14 protein-coding genes are annotated in these 20,054 nt (G+C 71.4%); 11 read left to right on the top strand and 3 right to left on the bottom strand.

Features of this window, described 5'->3' with window-relative positions:
• Positions 1-43 precede the first annotated feature (43 nt).
• The 5 genes from OG202_RS02410 (at position 44) to OG202_RS02390 (ending at position 8,035) form a co-directional block, all read left to right on the top strand.
• The gene (locus OG202_RS02410) at positions 44-910 is read left to right on the top strand and encodes an oxygenase MpaB family protein (protein WP_327731698.1); all 867 of its coding nucleotides are present in this window, start codon (positions 44-46) and stop codon (positions 908-910) included.
• Positions 911-976: 66 nt separating this feature from the next.
• Positions 977-3,268 (top strand): serine/threonine-protein kinase, encoded by a 2,292-nt coding sequence (locus OG202_RS02405; protein WP_328222243.1) that lies wholly within the window; start codon positions 977-979, stop codon positions 3,266-3,268.
• A gap of 249 nt (positions 3,269-3,517) precedes the next feature.
• Positions 3,518-5,137: a phytoene desaturase family protein gene (locus tag OG202_RS02400; RefSeq protein WP_327731700.1), complete on the top strand. Its 1,620-nt coding sequence runs from the start codon at positions 3,518-3,520 to the stop codon at positions 5,135-5,137.
• A gap of 208 nt (positions 5,138-5,345) precedes the next feature.
• Complete coding sequence (locus OG202_RS02395; protein WP_327731702.1) at positions 5,346-6,458, top strand: NAD(P)H-dependent flavin oxidoreductase; 1,113 nt, start codon at positions 5,346-5,348, stop codon at positions 6,456-6,458.
• Positions 6,455-8,035 carry an acyl-CoA synthetase gene (locus tag OG202_RS02390; RefSeq protein WP_328222242.1) on the top strand — a complete coding sequence of 527 codons (1,581 nt, stop codon included), beginning with the start codon at positions 6,455-6,457 and terminating at the stop codon, positions 8,033-8,035. The genes OG202_RS02395 and OG202_RS02390 overlap by 4 nt, the downstream gene beginning before the upstream one ends.
• A 37-nt stretch (positions 8,036-8,072) precedes the next feature.
• Here OG202_RS02390 and OG202_RS02385 read toward each other — a convergent pair whose 3' ends face one another.
• Together OG202_RS02385 and OG202_RS02380 are read right to left on the bottom strand one after the other, a co-directional pair.
• Positions 8,073-8,885 carry an SAM-dependent methyltransferase gene (locus tag OG202_RS02385; protein WP_405959565.1) on the bottom strand — a complete coding sequence of 271 codons (813 nt, stop codon included), beginning with the start codon at positions 8,883-8,885 and terminating at the stop codon, positions 8,073-8,075.
• Between the two features lie 89 nt (positions 8,886-8,974).
• Positions 8,975-11,392: a penicillin acylase family protein gene (locus OG202_RS02380; RefSeq protein ID WP_327731705.1), complete on the bottom strand. Its 2,418-nt coding sequence runs from the start codon at positions 11,390-11,392 to the stop codon at positions 8,975-8,977.
• Between the two features lie 230 nt (positions 11,393-11,622).
• On the opposite strand from OG202_RS02380, the gene OG202_RS02375 reads away from it, so the two are divergent.
• Both OG202_RS02375 and OG202_RS02370 read left to right on the top strand, forming a co-directional pair.
• Positions 11,623-13,122 carry an acyl-CoA synthetase gene (locus tag OG202_RS02375; protein ID WP_327731706.1) on the top strand — a complete coding sequence of 500 codons (1,500 nt, stop codon included), beginning with the start codon at positions 11,623-11,625 and terminating at the stop codon, positions 13,120-13,122.
• Between the two features lie 125 nt (positions 13,123-13,247).
• Positions 13,248-14,087: an alpha/beta fold hydrolase gene (locus tag OG202_RS02370; protein ID WP_328222240.1), complete on the top strand. Its 840-nt coding sequence runs from the start codon at positions 13,248-13,250 to the stop codon at positions 14,085-14,087.
• An 18-nt stretch (positions 14,088-14,105) separates the two neighbouring features.
• Here OG202_RS02370 and OG202_RS02365 read toward each other — a convergent pair whose 3' ends face one another.
• Positions 14,106-15,722, bottom strand: a complete 1,617-nt coding sequence (locus OG202_RS02365; protein WP_327731708.1) for an acyl-CoA synthetase — start codon at positions 15,720-15,722, stop codon at positions 14,106-14,108.
• 213 nt (positions 15,723-15,935) lie between these two features.
• On the opposite strand from OG202_RS02365, the gene OG202_RS02360 reads away from it, so the two are divergent.
• The 4 genes from OG202_RS02360 to OG202_RS02345 all read left to right on the top strand — a co-directional run bounded on the left by OG202_RS02360 (position 15,936) and on the right by OG202_RS02345 (position 20,034).
• Positions 15,936-16,736 carry a crotonase/enoyl-CoA hydratase family protein gene (locus OG202_RS02360; RefSeq protein WP_327731709.1) on the top strand — a complete coding sequence of 267 codons (801 nt, stop codon included), beginning with the start codon at positions 15,936-15,938 and terminating at the stop codon, positions 16,734-16,736.
• A 120-nt stretch (positions 16,737-16,856) separates the two neighbouring features.
• Complete coding sequence (locus OG202_RS02355) at positions 16,857-17,798, top strand: Zn-ribbon domain-containing OB-fold protein (RefSeq protein ID WP_327731710.1); 942 nt, start codon at positions 16,857-16,859, stop codon at positions 17,796-17,798.
• Positions 17,795-18,871, top strand: a complete 1,077-nt coding sequence (locus OG202_RS02350) for a thiolase domain-containing protein (protein ID WP_327731712.1) — start codon at positions 17,795-17,797, stop codon at positions 18,869-18,871. The genes OG202_RS02355 and OG202_RS02350 overlap by 4 nt, the downstream gene beginning before the upstream one ends.
• On the top strand, positions 18,868-20,034 hold the full coding sequence (locus OG202_RS02345; protein WP_327731713.1) for a thiolase domain-containing protein: 1,167 nt from the start codon (positions 18,868-18,870) through the stop codon (positions 20,032-20,034). Before OG202_RS02350 ends, OG202_RS02345 begins: the two co-directional genes overlap by 4 nt.
• Positions 20,035-20,054 lie beyond the last annotated feature (20 nt).

The following is a 20,054-nucleotide window of genomic DNA, read 5'->3' as shown; positions in this document are numbered from 1 at the left end:
ACGTGGCTTGATGCCGACAGACGAGCCCGGTCACACTGGCTGCGTGGATGCCCCCAGCGACCCCCTCACAGGCGACCCCGGACTGTTCGGACCGGCCTCCGTGACGTGGCAGGCCCATGGTGACCCCGTGATGTGGATCGCCGGGATCAGGGCCCTGTACCTCCAGGCCCTGCACCCGCGCGCGGTGCGCGGCGTCATGCAGAACTCCGACTTCCGCAAGGACGCGTGGGGCCGGCTGATACGGACGGCGAACTTCGTCGGCACGACGACGTACGGCACCACGGAGGCCGCCGAGAAGGCGGGCGCCCGCGTCCGGAGGATCCACAGCCTGCTGTCGGCGACCGACCCGGACACGGGGGAGCGGTACGGCGTCGACGAACCCGGCCTGTTGCTGTGGGTGCACTGCGCCGAGATCGACTCCTATCTCCGCATCCTGCGCGGCTCCGGCTACCCCCTCACCGAGGCCGCCGCTGACCGGTACGTCGGCGAACACCGCGTCAGCGCCCGTCTGGTGGGCCTCGACCCGGCCGAGGTACCCGGGAACCGGGCGGAGCTGGCGGCCTACTTCGAGACGGTGCGGCCCGAACTGGCCGCCGGCCCCGAGGCACAGGACGTCGACGACTTCCTGCGCCGGCCGCCCACCCACCCGTTGCTCGTACCGGCACGTGAAGCACTGTGGCGGCGCGCGGCGAACCTGGCGTACGCCTCTCTGCCGCCGTACGCCCACGAGCTGTACGGCAGACCGGGCCCCGCACCGGCCGTGGTCACCCGCCGCCTACGGCTCACCGGCACCCTGCTGCGCTGTGTTCCCGCACGTCTGCGCTGGCAACTCCCGCCCAAACACATCCTCCGCGCCATGTCACGGCTCGGCCCCGGCTCCCGCCCGGCACCGTACAAAGTCGGCAGATAGGTCGCCATACTGGACGGGCCAGGGGAGGGCGAGGCGGGTCCGTACGGACGGGGGCGATCGTTGGCGATGGCGGACACCAGGCTGATCCAGGGCCGGTACCGGCTGATCGATCTGATCGGGCGCGGGGGGATGGGCGAGGTCTGGCGCGCCAGAGACGAGTCGTTGGGACGGCAGGTCGCGGTCAAGTGTCTCAAGCCCGTCACCACCCAGCCCGACCAGTCCTTCACCCGTGTCCTGCGGGAACGCTTCCGGCGCGAGGCGCGCGTCGCGGCCGGCCTCCAGCACCGCGGGGTGACCGTCGTCCACGACTTCGGCGAGTCCGACGGGGTGCTGTTCCTCGTCATGGAGTTGTTGGAGGGCCGCAACCTCAGCCAGCTGCTGGAGGACAACAAACACCATCCGCTGGCCCTCCCCGCGGTCGTCGAGATCGCCGACCAGGTGGCCGCCGCCCTCGCCTACACCCATCAACAGGGCATCGTGCACCGTGACCTGAAGCCCGCGAACATCATGCTGCTCACCGACGGCACCGTGAAGATCTGCGACTTCGGCATAGCGCGCCTCGGCCGCGACGTCACCTTCACCTCCCGGCTCACCGGCACCGGCATCGCCATGGGTACCCCGCACTACATGTCGCCGGAACAGATCAGCGGCGACCAGGTGGACCGGCGCAGCGACCTCTACTCGTTCGGCTGTGTGCTCTACGAGATCGTCACCGGGGTACCGCCGTTCGACCTCGACGACGCCTGGGGGGTCCTCCTGGGCCACCGCGACACCGCCCCGACGCCCCCGCGCACCCACCGTGACGAAGTGCCCGAGTACCTCGACCGGATCATCCTGGACCTGCTGGCCAAGGAACCCGACGAACGACCGTACGACGCCCGCGAGTTGGGCCGCAGGGTCAGCGAAGGGCGGGCGGCGACGGCCGGCGTGGCCGCCCGCGCCCATGTGCCGACCGCCGTCTCGATTCCCCCCGTCGCACCCGAAGCCGCTCCCGGCGCGCCCCGGTCCCGGACACGCCCCGGGCAGCCGCCGTCGCGAGAATCCCGGCTGCCCTCCTGGACCCGTGGCATGACCACCGGCCACAAGGCCACCGGGACCGGACTGAGCCTCACCCCGCCGGACGCCTCCGCCGGGCTCACCGGAGAGTGGATCGCCCGCCCCGCCACGGGCCGCGTCGAGCGCCCCGTACGCTCCGAACGGCCCACCCCGTCACCGGAGTTGATGACCACCCTGGCCGGTCGGCACAACGCCGGCCTGAGCCTGGGCCGCCTCGGCCGCTGGACGGAGGCCGGCGAGGTGCACCGCGCGGTCGCCGTCGAACGTGAGCACGCCCTCGGTCCCGACCACCCGGACACCCTGTCCAGCCGCTACGAGGTCGGCTTCACCCTCAGCCGCACCGGCCGCCCCGCCGACGCGCTGCGCGAGTTCGCCCACGTCGCCCGCGCCCGTGAGCACGCCCTGGGCCCCGAGCACCCAGACACACTCGCCGCCCGGCAGGAAATGGCTTACGTACTGGGCCAGTTGGGCCGACACTTCGAAGCCCACCAGGCCTACACGTCCGTCCTCGCCGCGCGGGAACGCATCGCCGGGCCGGACCATCCGGACACCCTGCGCTGCCGCCACAATCTCTCCTTCAACCTCAGCAGGCTCGGCCGGCTGGAGGACTCGTACCGCATGGCGAGCGAGGTCGCCGCCGCCCGAACCCGGGTGCTCGGCGCCCAGCACCCCGACACCCTCGTCACCCGGTACGAAGTCGCCTACGCCCTTGGCCAGTTGGGCCGGTGGCCCGAGGCGTTGCAGACCTACGGGGAGGTCGCGGAGGCCCGCGCCCAGGCCCTCGGCCCCGACCACCCCGACACCCTCGCCGCCCGCCACGAGGTCGGGATCAGCCTCGGCCGGCTCGGCCGCAGCACCGACGCGCTGACCCTGTACCGCGCCCTGGTCGACGACCGCATCCGCGTCCACGGCCCCGCCCACACCGAGACCCTCCGTGCCCGCCACGGCCTCGGCGTCAATCTCGGCCGTCTCGGCCGCTGGGAGGAGGCCCTCGTCGAGTCCCGCGACGTGTGCGCCCTGCGCGAGCGTGTCCTCGGCCCGGACCATCCCGACACCCTCGTCAGCCGCCGCGAGGTCGCCGTCGGCCTCGGCTGGCTCGGCCGGTGGGCCGACGCCCTCACCGAGTACCGCCTCGTCGCCGACGCCCGCGAACGTGTCCTGGGCCCGGACCACCCCGACGCCCTGGCCAGCCGCAACGACGAGGCCCACTGCCTGGAACAACTCGGCCGAGGCCAGGAAGCGGTGGAGCTGTACCGGCGCGTGGCGGCATCACGGCAGCGGCGGGCGACCGGTGGGCGCTGAGCCGAGGGCGCCTCACTGGGGCCGGTGGGCCGTCGTGGAGGGAGGGCCTTCGCATGGCTCTCGACCCGCCTTCAAGTGAAGGGAATGGATTGGCATGACCCGGTCAGCACTGTCAGGTGCTGGGCAACGACGTGGGAAACCAGCGGCCCGCGTCGCCCCGGGTGCGCCTGCTCCGTCGGCGGTCCGGCCGGTTCGGCCACCTGACCCGTACCCCTGGCCGACCCCGATCATCGCGTGTTACGAAGAGCCATGCCTGCCACCCCCGCACACGCAGCACAGCCCGGACGCCCGAGCGGGCCCCGGCCGCACGACTCGTACGATGCCGTGATCGTCGGCGGCGGCCACAACGGCCTGGTCGCCGCCGCCTACCTCGCTCGCGCCGGGCGTTCCGTGCTCGTGCTGGAACGGCTGGACCACACCGGCGGCGCCGCCGTGTCCACGCGGCCCTTCGCCGGGATCGACGCCCGGCTGTCGCGCTACTCCTACCTGGTCAGCCTGCTGCCCCGGAAGATCGTGCGGGACCTGAACCTCGACTTCCGCGTCCGCGGCCGCACCATCTCCTCGTACACCCCCGTCGAACGCGACGGTCACCCCACGGGCCTGCTCGTCGGCGGCGGCGAGCGCCGCACCCGCGAGGCGTTCGCGCGACTGACGGGTTCGGGCCGGGAGTACGAGGCATGGCAGCGCTTCTACGGGATGACGGGCCGCGTCGCCGAACGGGTGTTCCCGACGCTCACCGAACCGCTGCCCACCCGGGACGACCTGCGTCGGCGCGTCGACGACGAGGAGGCGTGGCGGGTCCTCTTCGAGGAGCCGATCGGGGCGGCCGTCGAAGCGACCTTCACCGACGACCTCGTCCGCGGTGTCGTCCTCACGGACGCGCTCATCGGCACCTTCGCGGAGGCCCACGACCCCTTCCTCCGCCAGAACCGCTGCTTCCTCTACCACGTGATCGGCGGCGGCACGGGCGCCTGGGACGTGCCCGTCGGCGGCATGGGCGCCCTCACGGACGCGATGGCCGCGGCCGCGCGGGAGGCGGGTGCCGTGATCGCCACGGGGCACGAGGCGCGGCGGATCGCGACGGACGGACGGTCCGCCGAGATCACCTACCGGACGGCCGACACGGAGGGCACCGTCGCCGCACGGCACGTCCTGGTGAACGCCTCCCCGCAGGAGCTGGCCGCGCTGACCGGCGACGAACCGCCCGCCCCCGCCGAGGGTGCCCAGCTCAAGGTGAACATGTTGCTCAAGAGGCTCCCGAGACTGCGCGACGAGTCCGTCGACCCGCGCGAGGCCTTCTCCGGCACCTTCCACATCGCCGAGGGATACGGCCAACTGGCGGCCGCCTACCGACAGGCCGCCTCCGGCGCACTGCCCGAGGCCCCGCCCTCCGAGATCTACTGCCACTCCCTCACCGACCCGACCATCCTCGGCCCGGACCTCGTCGAGCAGGGCTACCAGACACTCACCCTGTTCGGCCTGCACACACCCGCAAGGCTGTTCGAGGCCGACAATGACGCCGTGCGTGAGGACCTCCTCAAGTCGACCCTCGCCCAGCTGGACGCCCACCTCGCCGAGCCTCTCGCCGACTGCCTGGCCACCGACGCCGACGGCCGCCCCTGCATCGAGGCCAGGACCCCCCTCGACCTGGAACGCGACCTCGGTCTCCCCGGCGGCAGCATCTTCCACCGGGACCTCGCCTGGCCCTACGTCCAGGAAGGCGTCGGCCGCTGGGGCGTCGAGACCCGCCACGCCAACGTCCTGCTGTGCGGCGCGGGCGCCGTGCGCGGCGGCGGAGTGAGCGGAGTCCCCGGGCACAACGCGGCGATGGCGGTTCTGGAGGAGTACGAGACGGGTGGGCCGTCGTAGGCGGGTGCCGCCCTTGTCCGGTCACCGGAACACCCCTGCCGAACAATGCGGCCTCCGCTGAAATCCTCTCAGGAGCGGCGAGGGGGACCGTTCCCGGGGGAAGCGCCCTGCTGGTTGCCCGCGATCAGCAGGGCGCTCTCCCGCCAAATCTGACGGAGCATCAGAAAACCTCTTCCCTCGTCCCGAGGACTACGGCATCCTGCGCACCATGCAGACGGAGCTGAGCAACAAACTCGGAGTCCAGCACGCCGTGTTCGGCTTCACGCCGTTCCCCGCCGTCGCCGCGGCCATCAGCCGGGCCGGCGGCTTCGGGGTGCTCGGCGCGGTCCGCTACACGGCCCCCGACGACCTCAAGCGCGACCTCGACTGGATCGAGGCCCACGTCGACGGCATGCCCTATGGCCTGGACGTCGTCATGCCGGCCAAGAAGGTCGAAGGGGTCACGGAGGCCGACGTCGAGGCGATGATCCCCGACGCGCACCGGCAGTTCGTCCAGGACACCCTCGCCAAGTACGGCGTGCCCGAACTCGCCGAGGGGGAGATCTCCGGCTGGCGCATCACCGGCTGGATGGAGCAGGTCGCACGCAACCAGCTCGACGTCGCCTTCGAGTACCCGATCAAGCTGCTCGCCAACGCGCTCGGCTCCCCGCCCGCCGACGTCATCGACCGCGCCCACGAACAGGACGTACTCGTCGCCGCGCTCGCCGGCAGCGCCCGCCACGCCCGCAAGCACGCCGACGCCGGTATCGACATCGTCGTCGCCCAGGGCTACGAGGCCGGTGGCCACACCGGCGAGATCGCCTCCATGGTGCTGACCCCCGAAGTCGTGGACGCCGTCGACCCGTTGCCGGTCCTCGCCGCCGGCGGCATCGGCAGCGGACAGCAGGTGGCCGCCGCCCTCGCGCTCGGCGCCCAGGGTGTCTGGCTCGGTTCCCTGTGGCTGACCACCACCGAGGCCGAACTGCCCTCACCCCGGCTGATTGAGAAGCTGCTCGCGGCCGGTTCCGGCGACACCGTCCGCTCCCGCGCCCTCACCGGCAAACCCGCACGCCAGCTCCGTACCGAATGGACCGACGCCTGGGACGACCCCTCCGGACCCGGCACCCTTCCCATGCCCCTCCAGGGCCTGCTCGTCGCCGAGGCGGTGTCCCGCATCCAGAAGCACGAGGTGGATCCGCTGCTCGGCACCCCGGTCGGGCAGATCGTCGGCCGGATGAACAGCGAACGCAGCGTCCAGGCCGTCTTCGACGACCTCACCCGCGGCTTCGAGGAGGCCGTGGACCGCGTCAACCGGATCGCCGGAAGGAGCGAGGGACAGTGAGCCAAGCCCCCCGAGGCCAAGCCCCCCGAGGCCAAGCCCCCCAGGGTTTCTGGGCCCAGGCCACCGCCGACCCCGACCGTACGGTGCTCATCGCCCCCGACGGCGAGGAGTGGACCGCCGGACGCCTGCACGCCGAGGCCAACCGGCTGGTGCACGGACTGCGTGCGGCCGGACTCGAACGCGGCGACGCCTTCGCGGTCGTCCTGCCCAACAGCGTCGAGTTCCTCACCGCCTACCTGGCCGCCACCCAGGCCGGCTTCTACCTCGTCCCCGTCAACCACCATCTCGTGGGCCCCGAGATCGCCTGGATCGTCTCCGACTCCGGCGCCAAGGTGCTCATCGCCCACGCACGGTTCGCCGACGCCGCGCGGCACGCCGCCGACGACGCCGAGCTGCCCGTGAGCCACCGGTACGCGGTCGGCACGGTCGAGGGCTTCCGTCCGTATGCCGAACTCCTCGACGGACAGCCCGAGTCGGCGCCCGACGACCGCACCCTCGGCTGGGTCATGAACTACACCTCGGGCACCACCGGACGCCCCCGGGGCATCCGCCGCCCGCTGCCCGGAAAGCTCCCCGAGGAGTCCTATCTGGGCGGCTTCCTCGGCATCTTCGGCATCAGGCCGTTCGACGACAACGTGCATCTGGTCTGCTCGCCGCTCTACCACACGGCCGTCCTGCAGTTCGCCGGAGCGTCCCTGCACATCGGGCACCGGCTCGTCCTCATGGACAAGTGGACGCCGCAGGAGATGCTCCGCGTCATCGACGCCCACCGCTGCACGCACACCCACATGGTGCCCACCCAGTTCCACCGGCTCCTCGCCCTTCCCCAGGAGGTGCGCGCCCGCTACGACGTGTCGTCCATGCGGCACGCCATCCACGGGGCCGCGCCCTGCCCGGACCATGTGAAGCGGGCCATGATCGAGTGGTGGGGCGGGTGCGTCGAGGAGTACTACGCGGCCAGTGAGGGCGGCGGCGCCTTCGCCACCGCCGAGGACTGGCTGAAGAAGCCCGGCACGGTCGGCAAGGCCTGGCCCATCAGCGAACTCGCGGTCTTCGACGACGACGGCAACCGGCTGCCACCCGGCGAACTCGGCACCGTCTACATGAAGATGAGCACCGGTGGCTTCTCGTACCACAAGGACGAGGGCAAGACGCGGAAGAACCGCATCGGCGACTTCTTCACCGTCGGCGACCTCGGCCTCATCGACGAGGACGGCTATCTCTTCCTCCGGGACCGCAAGATCGACCTCATCATCTCCGGCGGCGTCAACATCTACCCCGCCGAGATCGAGGCGGCCCTCCTCACCCACCCCGCCGTCGCGGACGCCGCCGCCTTCGGCATCCCGCACGACGACTGGGGCGAGGAGGTCAAGGCCGTGGTCGAGCCCGCCCCCGGATTCACCGAGGGGCCCGTCCTGGCCGAGGAGATCCTCGCCCACTGCGCCCGCCAACTCGCCGGGTACAAGCGTCCGAAGAGCGTCGACTTCACCGAGGCGATGCCCCGCGATCCCAACGGCAAGCTCTACAAACGGCGGCTGCGGGAGCCGTACTGGGAAGGCCGGGAGAAGACCGTCTGAGGACTCCGTCGCCCCGCCACCGAGGACGGCGCGGGTCTCACGGCTTGCGCGCGACCCCGCCCAACGCGATCACCTCGCCGCCTTCGGGGGTCGAAGGGCCGGGACGCCAGTCGTTCAGTGGCACGACCCCCGGCTCCAGCAGCTCCAAACCGGCGAAGAAACCGGCGAGTTCGGCAGGGCTGCGCAGGTAGTAGGGGACCGCGCCGCTCTCGTTGTAGCCGCGGGTGGCCTCGGCGTTCGCCTCGTTGGTGTCCACGCTGTCGTTGAACGCGAAGTAACTCCCCGACGGCAGCGCGGCCATCAGGGCGCCGACGATGGCGCGCGCCTCGTCGTAGTCGGCGATGTGACCGCTGACCTGCATGAAGGTCAGCCCGACCGGCCGGGAGAGGTCGAGGGTCTTGGCGGCCTCCCGCAACACGGTCTCCGGGTCGTGCAGATCGGAGTCGATGTAGTCGGTCGCCCCCTCGGGGGTGCTGGTGAGGAGCGCCCGCGCGTGGGTCAGGACCAGCGGGTCGTTGTCCACGTAGACGACCCGCGCGTCCGGGGCGACCCGCTGGGCGATCTCGTGCGTGTTGTCCGCCGTCGGCAGGCCGGTGCCGATGTCGAGGAACTGGCGTATCCCCGCCTCACCGGCGAGGAAGGTGACCGCGCGGCCGAGGAAGGCCCGGGAGTCGCGGGCGAGGTCGGTGATGCCGGGGAACACCGCGCGGAAGGCGTCGCCCGCCGCGTGGTCGACCGGGTAGTTGTCCTTGCCGCCCAGCCAGTAGTTCCAGATACGGGCCGAGTGCGGCACCGTCGTGTCGATCATGGTGGTCGAATCCGTCTCCGGACGTAACGAGTCCTGCGCCACCGGGCGGCCTCCTCATGAGGAACGGTTATATGCCAAGGGCATGGTGCCGCCCCGAACGGGGGCGGCACCATATCCCTTGGCTCATTGGCTCATTGGCTCACACGGACCACCTTCAGCTTCGGCGAGGACAGGATGTCCTTCTCGCAGAAACGGGACGTCACCCACTTCTCCGCCGAGAACAGCCGCGTCTGGTCCCGGTAGTGGGGTGAATTCGGGTTGGAGGACTGCGAGTACGTCAGCAGCGTGCGGGCCACCGGGCAGCGGCCGCCGTCCCAGCCGACCGCCTGAATGTGGCTGGAACCCGACGAGACCTCCGGATAGCCACCCTCCGCCGGGCGCCAGGGCGACTCGATCTTGTTCCACACGCCGAGCGATTCCGTACCTCCGGGCACGGGGATGCGCTGACCGTTCCGGACGACGAACTGGTGGTCGCCGAGCTTCGCGCCCAGGGCCGTGCCGGCCGTCCGCAGTTCCGTCACCGTGTCGGCGAGGGCCGTGGCGAATCCGGGCGCGGTGGTGTTGAGCGTGTGCGGGGTGTTGACCGGGTCGGCCGCCGAGAAGGGCACCTTCCACAACTGCCCGCGCGGCACGACCGCGTTGAGCCGCCGCCAGAACCGGTCGAAGAGCAGCGCGCCCCGGCTGTCGGTGTCCGTGGTCCGGTCCCACGCCTTGAACACGCCGCACGCCTCGGCGACGTCGACGACCTTGCCGTCACTGCCCGTCGCCGTACCACCCGGCAGCGCGGCACATGCCTCGGCCACGTCGTCGACGGTGAGATCGGCCGCGGGCACCCGGTTCGCGAACTGCTGCCGCTGGAGGTCCCGTACGGTGAGGCCGCCCTGGTCGGCCATCGCCGCCACGTCCTCGACCGCGCCGCGCGTCCGCATCGAACGCTGGGTGCCCACGTTGCCGAAGACCCGCTCGTACCCGGTCAGCGGCCGGTCCGCGTTGGCCAGCCACGCGCTGTCGTTGGAGTTCTCCGCGTACGGCGCGTCCTTGAGCGTCGGCATCTTCGCGGGCCCGAATATCCCCGGGTGCACGGCGTCGGCGTCGCTGCCGAGCGCGCAGTCGGAGCGGGAGCCGTCGAGGATCGCGACACCCGCCGACGGATACGTGGCCCTGCCCAGCGGGGTCGAGCAGCGCGCCGCCAGTTCGTCGGTGATCCGGGGGAGCGTCTGCGACTGGGTGAACAGGGTGTGCCCCGCGGAGTCCGCGGCGACGGTGTTCACCCAGGGCAGGCCCTGGTGCCGGGCGAGGGACGTGAGGACGTCCGCCGTGCCGCCCGCCCTGGCGAAGCCCAGCGAGGTGTCGGTGAAGCGGATGTTCGCCGCGTTGGGATCGTTGAGGGCGTAAGCGGTCCCGGCCGTCCACGGCAGCGGAAGGTCGGCGCCGAGCGAGGTGACCACCGGGCCGTACCGCGTCCACCACTGGGCGCGGGTGACCGGGGAGCCGTCCTTCACGGCGACGGTCACGGTCCGCTTCGTCATCCGCTCCGGCTTGCCGTCCACGAGATACGTCGTCGGGTCGGCCGGGTCCAGTGTCAGCTGATGGATGTTCATGGGGACGCCGGTCGCCACGGTGTGGCTCCACGCGACCTTCGCGTTGAAGCCGATCTGGGTGATCGGCGAGCCGAGCAGCGACCCGCCGGAGACGTTCAGCTCACCGGGGATCGTCTGCTGCGCCTGCCAGAAGCGGCGCCCGCCGGCCCATGGATAGTGGGGGTTGCCCAGCAGCAGACCGCGGCCGTTCGCCGTGGTGTCACCGCTGAAGGCGACGGCGTTCGAGCCCATGTCCGCGTTCGTGGCGTCGAACAGCTCGCTCGCGGCTCGGGCGGCGGTCCTGGCGTCCGGGGTGGCGGGGGCCGTGTCCGTGGCGCCGGAGGTGGGCGGCTGCGCGGTGGTGATCGTGTCCACGAGCCGCCCCTCGCCGCCGAGTACGGCCAGGGCGTACGCCCGGGAGAACACGTCGAGCGTGGTGACCGGCCGTACCCAGGCGGCGCCCTGGCAGGCGGGGTCGGTGATCCGGTTCTTCTTCAGCCAGGCGTTGTAGCCGGCCGCCCAGCCCCGCATCAGGTCCTTGACCGCGCGGCTCGGTCCCAGGGGTTCGGGTTGGTCCAGCAACCGCCGCACGGTGCCCTCGTCCCGGACACCCTGGAAGTACAGGTCACTGGTGAGGTTCCTGGAGGCGGAGGAGAGTGAGAAGTCGGGGGCGGCGTCGGGCCCGAAGTGGCGGGAGCGCTCCCCCTTCACGGTCACGAAGCCGTCGGCGAGCACACACACCTGGTCGGCGGCCTGCGCCCAGCCGGTGCCGAAGCCGAGGTTCGCGTAGTCCTTCGCGACGATGTGCGGAACGCCGTACTCGGTGTAGCGGATCACGGCGGACAGACCACCGTGGGACGGGTGGTGCCCACCGGCTCGCTCGTCGGCGGCGGTGGCCGAGGGCAGTACGGCCGAGGCGGTGAACAGGGCGACGGCCGAGACCACGAGCTGTCTCAGGCGGGTGCGCATGGAGCCTCCCAACATCATTGAGGGAAGGGACGGTTGAGCGTGTCAATCCATCGGTGCGTAGTCCATACGTGTGATGGATCTTCGCTCTTGTTGACTCGCGCCCCAGGGGTCGACGTTGAGCCACTTCACGCCATGTGTGCCGGATTCCGGCCACGGGGGTGGTGCGCTTGACCTCGCTCGCGCGACGGAACGAGGATCGCGTCGGAAACACGGACGAAGGAGCGGGAATCATGACGGCTGGCCGCAGTGTGACGGTCGACGGGACGTTGCGACGCAGCGCCCGGCGCATCCCCGCCCGCGTCGCGATCCACTACGGCGAACGGTCCTGGACCTATGCCGAGCTGGACGACGCGGTCTCCCGCGCGGCCCGCGCCCTGCGTGACACCGGACTCCGGCCCGGCGACCGGGTCGCCGCCTACGGCCACAACTCGGACGCCTACCTCATCGCCTTCCTGGCCGCCGCCCGCGCCGGCCTGGTGCACGTCCCGGTCAACCAGAACCTCACCGGCGACGACCTCTCCTACCTCCTCGACCAGTCCGGCAGCACGCTCGTCCTCACCGACCCGGACCTGGCCGGAAACCTTCCCGAGGGCACCCGCACCCTGCCGCTGCGCGACGCGGACGACTCGCTCCTCGCGCGCCTCGCCGACACCGAGCCGTACGACGGCGAGGAGCCCCGCGCCGAGGACCTCGTCCAGCTCCTGTACACCTCGGGCACCACCGCGCTCCCCAAGGGCGCGATGATGACGCACCGCGCGCTGGTGCACGAGTACCTCAGCGCGATCGCCGCCCTCGACCTCCAGGCGGGGGACCTGCCCGTGCACTCCCTGCCGCTGTACCACTCCGCGCAGATGCACGTCTTCCTGGTGCCGTACCTCGCGGTCGGTGCCACGAACACGATCCTCGACGCACCCGACGGCGACCGGATCCTCGACCTCGTCGAGCAGGGCCGCGCCGACAGCCTCTTCGCCCCGCCCACGGTGTGGATCGCCCTCTCCAACCGCCCCGACTTCGCCACCCGTGACCTCAGCGGTCTGCGCAAGGCCTACTACGGGGCGTCGATCATGCCGGTGCCCGTCCTCGAACGGCTCAAGGAGCGGCTGCCCAAGCTCGCCTTCCACAACTGCTTCGGGCAGAGCGAGATCGGTCCGCTGTCCATGGTCCTCGGCCCGTACGAGCACAAGGGCCGCATGGACTCCTGTGGACGCCCCGTCATGTTCGTCGAGGCCAAGGTCGTCGACGAGGACGGCGAGGAGGTGCCCGACGGCACCCCGGGCGAGATCGTCTACCAGTCGCAACAACTCTGCGAGGGCTACTGGGAGAAGCCGGAGGAGACCGCCGAGGCGTTCCGCGACGGCTGGTTCCACTCCGGTGACCTCGCCGTGCGAGACGCCCACGGGTTCTTCACCGTCGTCGACCGCGTGAAGGACGTCATCAACTCCGGCGGCGTCCTGATCGCCTCCCGCCAGGTCGAGGACGCCCTCTACACCCACGACCACGTCGCCGAGGTCGCGGTGATCGGCCTGCCCGACGACCACTGGATCGAGGCCGTCACGGCGGTCGTCGTACGTCGGGGAGAGACGACCGAGGACGAACTCATCGCCCACGCCCGCGAGAGACTCCCCCACTTCAAGGCACCGAAGAAGATCCTGTTCGTGGACGAACTGCCGCGCAACGCGAGCGGGAAGATCCTCAAGCGGGAGCTGCGGGACCGCTTCGCGGAGGCCTGACCCAGCCCGCCCCGCAGAAGCCACCCCGCTCGCGCCGCAGAGGCCACCCCGCCCTCGCCGCCGAGGCCCGCCTTCGCCGCTGAACTCCGTTGCGGTGGTCCTCCTCCGACACGAAGATCGACGCCATGCCGACCTTCACCGCACCCGACGGAGCCGAACTCGCCTACCACCTGTGCGGCGAGGGCGACCCGCTGATCGTTCTCCCCGGCGGAGCCATGCGCGCCTCCGCCTACCTGGGCGACCTGGGCGGCCTCACCGCCCACCGGCGCCTGGTCCTGCTGGACCTCAGAGGCACGGGCGACTCCGCGATCCCCGTCGATCCGGCGACGTACCGGTGCGACCGGCAGGTCGACGACGTGGAGGCACTCCGCGCCCACCTGGGCCTGGACCGCGTGGACCTGCTCGCCCACTCGGCCGGCGGCAACCTCGCCACGCTCTACGCGGCCCGGTACCCGCAGCAGGTGTCCCGCCTGGCACTGATCACCGCCACCCCCTGGGCGGTGGGACTCCCGGTGACCGTCGACGACCGCCTCACCGCGGCCCGCCTGCGCGAGGGGGAATCGTGGTTCGCCGACGCGTATCCCGCCTTCGAGGCGGCCTGGACCGGGCGAGGCCCCTTCGACGACGCCATGATGCCCTTCTTCTACGGCCGCTGGGACGCCACCGCCCGCGCCCACACGGCCGCCGAGGAACAGCAGACCAACGACGACGCGGCCGCCGTCTACGGCTCGGCGGGCGCCTACGACCCGCCCGCCACCCGAGCCGCACTCGCCGAACTGTCGGCCCCGGTCCTCGTGTACGCGGGCGAACTCGACACCGGCCCGACGCCCGACCTCGCCCGCCGCGCGGCCGGCCTCTTCCCGGACGCCCGGTTCGTGGTCCAGCCCGGCGGCGGGCACTTCCCCTGGCTCGACGACCCCAAGGGGTTCGCCGAGCGGGTGACGGCCTTCCTCAGCGGCCGCTGACGCGGTTCCGGGGCCGGCTCACGCGTCGGCCACCGCCACCGACCGCGCCCAGCGGTAGTCCGCCTTGCCGCTGGGGGAGCGCCGGATGGCGTCCGTGAGGACCAGCTGGCGGGGGATCTTGTAGCCGGCGAGGCGGGTACGGCAGTGGCTCTGGATGTCCTCCAGGGACGGCCTCGCCGCGCCCGCGCGCAGCTGCACCACGGCGGCGACATGGTTGCCCCAGCGGGCGTCCGGCACCCCGGCGACCAGCGCGTCGTACACGTCGGGATGGGCCTTGAGGGCCTGCTCGACCTCCTCCGGGTACACCTTCTCGCCACCGGTGTTGATGCACTGCGAGCCCCGCCCGAGGACGGTGACGACGCCCTCCTCGTCGACGGTCGCCATGTCGCCGAGGAGCACCCAGCGCTCGCCGTCCCGCTCGAAGAAGGTCTCGGCGGTCTTCCTCGGATCGTTGTAGTAGCCGAGCGGAACATGGCCGCACTGCGCCACCCGGCCCGGCACCCCGACGGGCACGGGTTCGTACGTCGCCGGGTCCACGACCCGCGTACGGGAGTGGACGCGGATACGGAAACCGTCGCCCGCGCCCGAGTCCTCCGTCGCCGTGCCGTTGAAGCCGGACTCCGACGAACCGAAGTTGTTCAGCAGCATCGCGTTCGGCACCAGGGCCTGGAACTGCCGCCGGACCGTCTCCGACATGATCGCGCCGGAGGACGACACGCTGAACAGGGACGAGCAGTCCGTGCCCCTCATCGGGCCGTTGAGCGCGTCGATGAGCGGCCGCAGCATCGCGTCGCCGACCAGCGACACACTGGTGACCTTCTCCTTCTCGATCGTCCGCAGGGCCTCCTCGGCCACGAACTTGCGGTGGATGACGACCCGTTGGCCGAAGTTGAATCCGATGAAGGCGGTGAGGGTGGACGTCCCGTGCATGAGCGGGGCCGTGGGGAAGAACGTGATCCCGTCACCGCCGGCCGCGACCCGCTCGGCCAGCTCCTCCGGCGACTTCACCGGCTCCCCGGTGGGGGCGCCACCGCCCAACCCCGAGAAGAACAGGTCCTCCTGACGCCACATCACGCCCTTGGGCATGCCCGTCGTGCCGCCGGTGTAGATGATGAACTGGTCGTCGCCCGAGCGCGCCGGGAAGCCCCGCTCGGCGGACGCGGACGCCTCCGCCTCGGCGAAGTCGACCACGTCGAGCGGGGGTGCGTCCGGTGCGGGGGTCCCCACCCGCACCAGGTGCCGCAGCTTCTCCGTCCGCGGCAGCGCGGCCGCCACCCGAGCCGTGAACTCCGTGTCGAAGACCAGACCGGCCAGATCCGCGTCCCGGTAGAGGTAGACCAACTCCTCTTCCACATAGCGGTAGTTGACGTTGACCGGCACGATCCGGGCCTTCAGGCACCCGAGCGCGGTCTGCAGGTACTCGATGCCGTTGTAGAGATGCAGCCCCACGTGCTCACCGGGCTCGATCCCGCTGTCGAGCAGATGATGCCCGACACGGTTGGCCGCCGCGTCCAGCTCCGTGTACGTGAGCCGGTGTTCCGCGCCCGTACCCGGGATGTCGAGATAGGCGAGCGCCGCCCGGTCGGGGACCACGTCGACGACCGACTCGAACAGGTCGGCAAGGTTGTACTCCACCGCGCTCCTCCTGACCCCGGACGTGCCCAACCGATGTGCGGTACGCGTTGGTTCGTCGGTCATCAGAGCAAAGGGCGCCGTGACTGTGAAGGGTTCGCGCAGAAGAAATCTGACTGTGTGTCAGAAAACCCTTGTACTGGCTCCGCGCCTCCTGCAACCTGTTCTCGTTCCGGAGACGGAACCCGTGCTCGCTCTGCCCGACGGGAGGAAGCGATGGGTGGTACGGAACACCTGACCGTGCGCCGCGAAGGCGCCACCCTGGTGCTCACGCTCAACAGGCCCGAGGCCAAGAACGCGCTCTCGCTGTCGATGCTCGTCGGCCTCCATGACGGCTGGGCCGAGGCCGACGAGGACGACGAGGTCCGCTCGATCGTCCTCACCGGAGCCGGCGGTGCCTTCTGCGCCGGGATGGACCTCAAGGCCCTGGCGGGCAAGGGCATGGAGGGGCAGCAGTACCGGGACCGGCTCAAGGCCGACCCCGATCTGCACTGGAAGGCGATGCTTCGCCACCACCGGCCGCGCAAACCGGTGATCGCCGCGGTCGAGGGGTACTGCGTCGCGGGTGGCACGGAGATTCTCCAGGGCACCGACATCCGGGTCGCGGGCGAATCCGCGATGTTCGGCCTCTTCGAGGTCAAGCGCGGGCTCTTTCCGATCGGCGGCTCCACGGTCCGTCTCCAGCGGCAGATTCCGCGCACTCACGCGTTGGAGATGCTGCTCACCGGGCGGCCGTACAGCGCGCGCGAGGCCGCCGGGATCGGGCTGATCGGGCATGTCGTGCCCGATGGCACTGCACTGACCAAGGCTTTGGAGATCGCCGAGCAGATCAACGCGTGTGGGCCGTTGGCCGTGGAGGCGGTGAAGGCGTCCGTGTACGAGACGGCCGAGATGACCGAAGCGGATGGGCTGGCCGCCGAGTTGAAGCGGGGGTGGCCGATCTTCGACACGGACGATGCCAAGGAAGGGGCTCGTGCCTTCGCCGAGAAACGGCCCCCTGTTTACAAGCGGGCGTAGGCGTACCGCCCGGGGATGTCGTGTGTCGGCTGCGGGTGGTCCGTGGCTGGTCGCGCGGTTCCCCGCGCCCCTAAAAGACGGGCGTGTGCCTGTGCCCTCTTCTGAAGGAGGCAAGCTTCGATGTCCGCAATCCTCACAGCACCCCTCACCGTCGAGTTCCCGTTCACCCGGTCCGTGGGCCCCGTCCAGAGCGCTTTCCTCACCGGCCTCCGCGAACAGGTCCTCCTCGGTGTGCGTACCGGCGACGGAAGGGTTCTGGTCCCCCCTGTCGAGTACGACCCCGTCACCGCCGAGGAGATCCGCGATCTCGTCGAGGTCGCGCCCACCGGCACCGTGACCACCTGGGCCTGGAACCACGAGCCGCGCCGCGGGCAGCCCCTCGCCACCCCCTTCGCCTGGGTGCTGGTGAAGCTCGACGGCGCCGACACGGCCCTGCTCCACGCCCTCGACGCCCCCGGACCCGACTCCGTACGCACCGGCGCGCGCGTCCGTGTCCGGTGGGCCGAGGAACGGTCCGGTGCCATCACGGACATCGCCTGCTTCGAGCCGTACGACGGCGAACCGGTGGAACCGGCGGGCCACACCGGCGAGTTCGCCGACGCGATCACCGGCATCGTCGCCCCCGCCCGCCTGGACTACACCTACTCGCCCGGCCGCGCCCAGACCGGCTACATCAACGCCCTCGGCGGCCGTCGCATCGTCGGTGAACGCTGTCCGTCCTGCCGCAAGGTGTACGTCCCGCCGAGGGGCGCCTGTCCGACCTGCGGGGTGGCCACGGCGGAGCAGGTGGAGGTCGGTCCGGGCGGGACGGTCACCACGTTCTGCATCGTCAACATCAAGGCGAAGAACCTCGACATCGAAGTCCCCTACGTCTACGCCCACATCGCCCTCGACGGCGCCGGGCTCGCCCTGCACGGCCGTATCGCCGGCATCCCCTACGACCAGGTGCGCATGGGCCTGCGCGTGGAGCCGGTGTGGACGGAAGGGTCCCGCTATCCCGACCACTACCGGCCCACCGGCGAACCGGACGCGGACTACGAGACCTACAGGGAGACGCTGTGACGCGCGAGGCACCACGAGCCGCAGGCGTACGTGACATCGCCGTCGTCGCCTTCGCCCAGACCGACCACCGGCGCACCAGCGAGGAGATCTCCGAGGTGGAGATGCTCATGCCGGTACTGCACGAGGTCATGGAGAGCACCGGGCTCAAGACCGCCGACATCGACTTCACCTGCTCCGGCTCCAGCGACTACCTCGCCGGCCGCGCCTTCTCCTTCACCCTCGCCCTCGACGGCGTGGGCGCCTGGCCGCCGATCTCCGAGTCGCACGTCGAGATGGACGGGGCCTGGGCGCTGTACGAGGCCTGGGTGAAACTGCGGACGGGGGACGCCGACACCGCGCTCGTCTACTCGTACGGCAAGTCCTCGCCCGGGTCGGTGCGGGACGTCCTGACCCGGCAGTTGGACCCGTACTACGTGGCTCCGCTGTGGCCCGACTCCGTCGCCCTCGCCGCCCTCCAGGCCCAGGCGCTCATCGACGCGGGCACCGCGGACGAGCCGGCACTGGCCGCCGTCGGGGCGCGCAGCCGCGCGGACGCCGCCGCCAACTCCCACGCCCAGCCGCGGGGTCCGGTGCCCCAGGGGGACTATCTCGTACGGCCGCTGCGCACGGGGGACTGTCCGCCCATCGGTGACGGGGCCGCCGCCGTGGTCCTCGCGGCGGGGGAACGGGCCCGTGACCTGTGCGAGCGGCCCGCGTGGATCCGGGGCATCGACCACCGCATCGAGGCGCACGGCATCGGCGTACGCGATCTGACCGACTCGCCGTCCACCCGCCTCGCCGCCGAACGGGCCGGCGCGTACGAACGGCCGGTGGACACCGCCGAGTTGCACGCCCCCTTCAGCTCCCAGGAGGTGATCCTGCGCGAGGTGCTGGGGCTCGACGACGGCGTGCGGGTCAACCCGTCGGGCGGGGCCCTGGCAGCCAACCCGATCATGGCCGCCGGGCTCATCCGGATCGGCGAGGCCGCCGCCCGTATCCACCGGGGCGAGTCCGACCGGGCGCTGGCACACGCCACGTCCGGCCCCTGTCTGCAGCAGAACCTGGTCGCCGTACTCGAAGGGGATCCCCGATGAGCAAGGAGCCCGTGGCCGTCGTAGGCGTCGGCCAGACCAAGCACGTGGCGGCCCGCCGGGACGTGTCGATCGCCGGGCTCGTCCGGGAGGCCGCCCAACGGGCCCTCGACGACGCCGAGTTGACCTGGGCCGACGTCGAGGCCGTCGTCATCGGCAAGGCGCCCGACTTCTTCGAGGGCGTCATGATGCCCGAGCTGTACCTCGCCGACGCGCTCGGCGCGGTGGGCAAGCCCATGATGCGGGTGCACACGGCGGGCTCGGTCGGCGGATCGACCGCGCTGGTCGCCGCGAGCCTGGTCGCCGCCCGTGTCCACGGCACGGTGCTGACCCTCGCCTTCGAGAAACAGTCCGAATCGAACGCCATGTGGGGACTGTCCCTGCCGATCCCGTTCCAGCAGCCGCTGCTGGCCGGCGCGGGCGGCTTCTTCGCCCCGCACGTCCGGGCGTACATGCGGCGCAGCGGCGCCCCCGACACCGTCGGCTCCCTGGTGGCGTACAAGAACCGCCGCAACGCGCTGAAGAACCCGTACGCCCATCTCCACGAGCACGACATCACGCTGGAGAAGGTCCAGGCCTCGCCCATGCTGTGGGACCCGATCCGCTACTCGGAGACCTGTCCGTCCTCCGACGGGGCCGTGGCGATGGTCCTCACCGACCGCGCGGGCGCCGCCCGGGCGCCCCGGCCCGCCGCGTGGATGCACGGCGGCGCGATGCGCAGCGAGCCGACCCTGTTCGCGGGGAAGGACAGCGTGTCGCCGCGCGCGGGACGGGACTGCGCGGCCGACGTGTACCGGCAGGCGGGCATCGCGGATCCGCGCCGGGAGATCGACGCGGTGGAGATGTACGTGCCGTTCTCCTGGTACGAGCCGATGTGGCTGGAGAACCTCGGCTTCGCGGCCGAGGGCGAGGGCTGGAAACTCACCGAGTCGGGCGTCACCGAACTGGACGGGGATCTTCCGGTCGACATGTCCGGCGGAGTGCTCTCCACCAATCCCATCGGCGCCTCCGGCATGATCCGTTTCGCGGAGGCGGCGTTGCAGGTGAGGGGGCTGGCCGGAGAGCACCAGGTTGAGGGCGCCCGCCGGGTGCTCGGGCACGCCTACGGCGGCGGATCGCAGTTCTTCTCGATGTGGCTCGTGGGCGCCGAGCCGCCGACCTCCTGAACCTCCCCCTCACGTGGCCT

Source organism: Streptomyces sp. NBC_00310, assembly GCF_036208085.1.
Classification (GTDB): Bacteria; Actinomycetota; Actinomycetes; order Streptomycetales; family Streptomycetaceae; genus Streptomyces.
The sequence above is the reverse complement of the archived record's forward strand: the minus strand, read 5'-3'. Positions and strand labels throughout refer to the sequence as shown.

Excerpts from the sequence above, each read along its gene's own strand:
- OG202_RS02400 (WP_327731700.1), top strand. The coding sequence starts at position 3,518 with ATGCCTGCCACCCCCGCACACGCAGCACAGCCCGGACGCCCGAGCGGG.
- OG202_RS02375 (WP_327731706.1), top strand. The coding sequence starts at position 11,623 with ATGACGGCTGGCCGCAGTGTGACGGTCGACGGGACGTTGCGACGCAGC.
- OG202_RS02395 (WP_327731702.1), top strand. The coding sequence starts at position 5,346 with ATGCAGACGGAGCTGAGCAACAAACTCGGAGTCCAGCACGCCGTGTTC.
- OG202_RS02360 (WP_327731709.1), top strand. The coding sequence starts at position 15,936 with ATGGGTGGTACGGAACACCTGACCGTGCGCCGCGAAGGCGCCACCCTG.
- OG202_RS02405 (WP_328222243.1), top strand. The coding sequence starts at position 977 with ATGGCGGACACCAGGCTGATCCAGGGCCGGTACCGGCTGATCGATCTG.
- OG202_RS02355 (WP_327731710.1), top strand. The coding sequence starts at position 16,857 with ATGTCCGCAATCCTCACAGCACCCCTCACCGTCGAGTTCCCGTTCACC.
- OG202_RS02370 (WP_328222240.1), top strand. The coding sequence starts at position 13,248 with ATGCCGACCTTCACCGCACCCGACGGAGCCGAACTCGCCTACCACCTG.
- OG202_RS02380 (WP_327731705.1), bottom strand. The coding sequence starts at position 11,392 with ATGCGCACCCGCCTGAGACAGCTCGTGGTCTCGGCCGTCGCCCTGTTC.
- OG202_RS02345 (WP_327731713.1), top strand. The coding sequence starts at position 18,868 with ATGAGCAAGGAGCCCGTGGCCGTCGTAGGCGTCGGCCAGACCAAGCAC.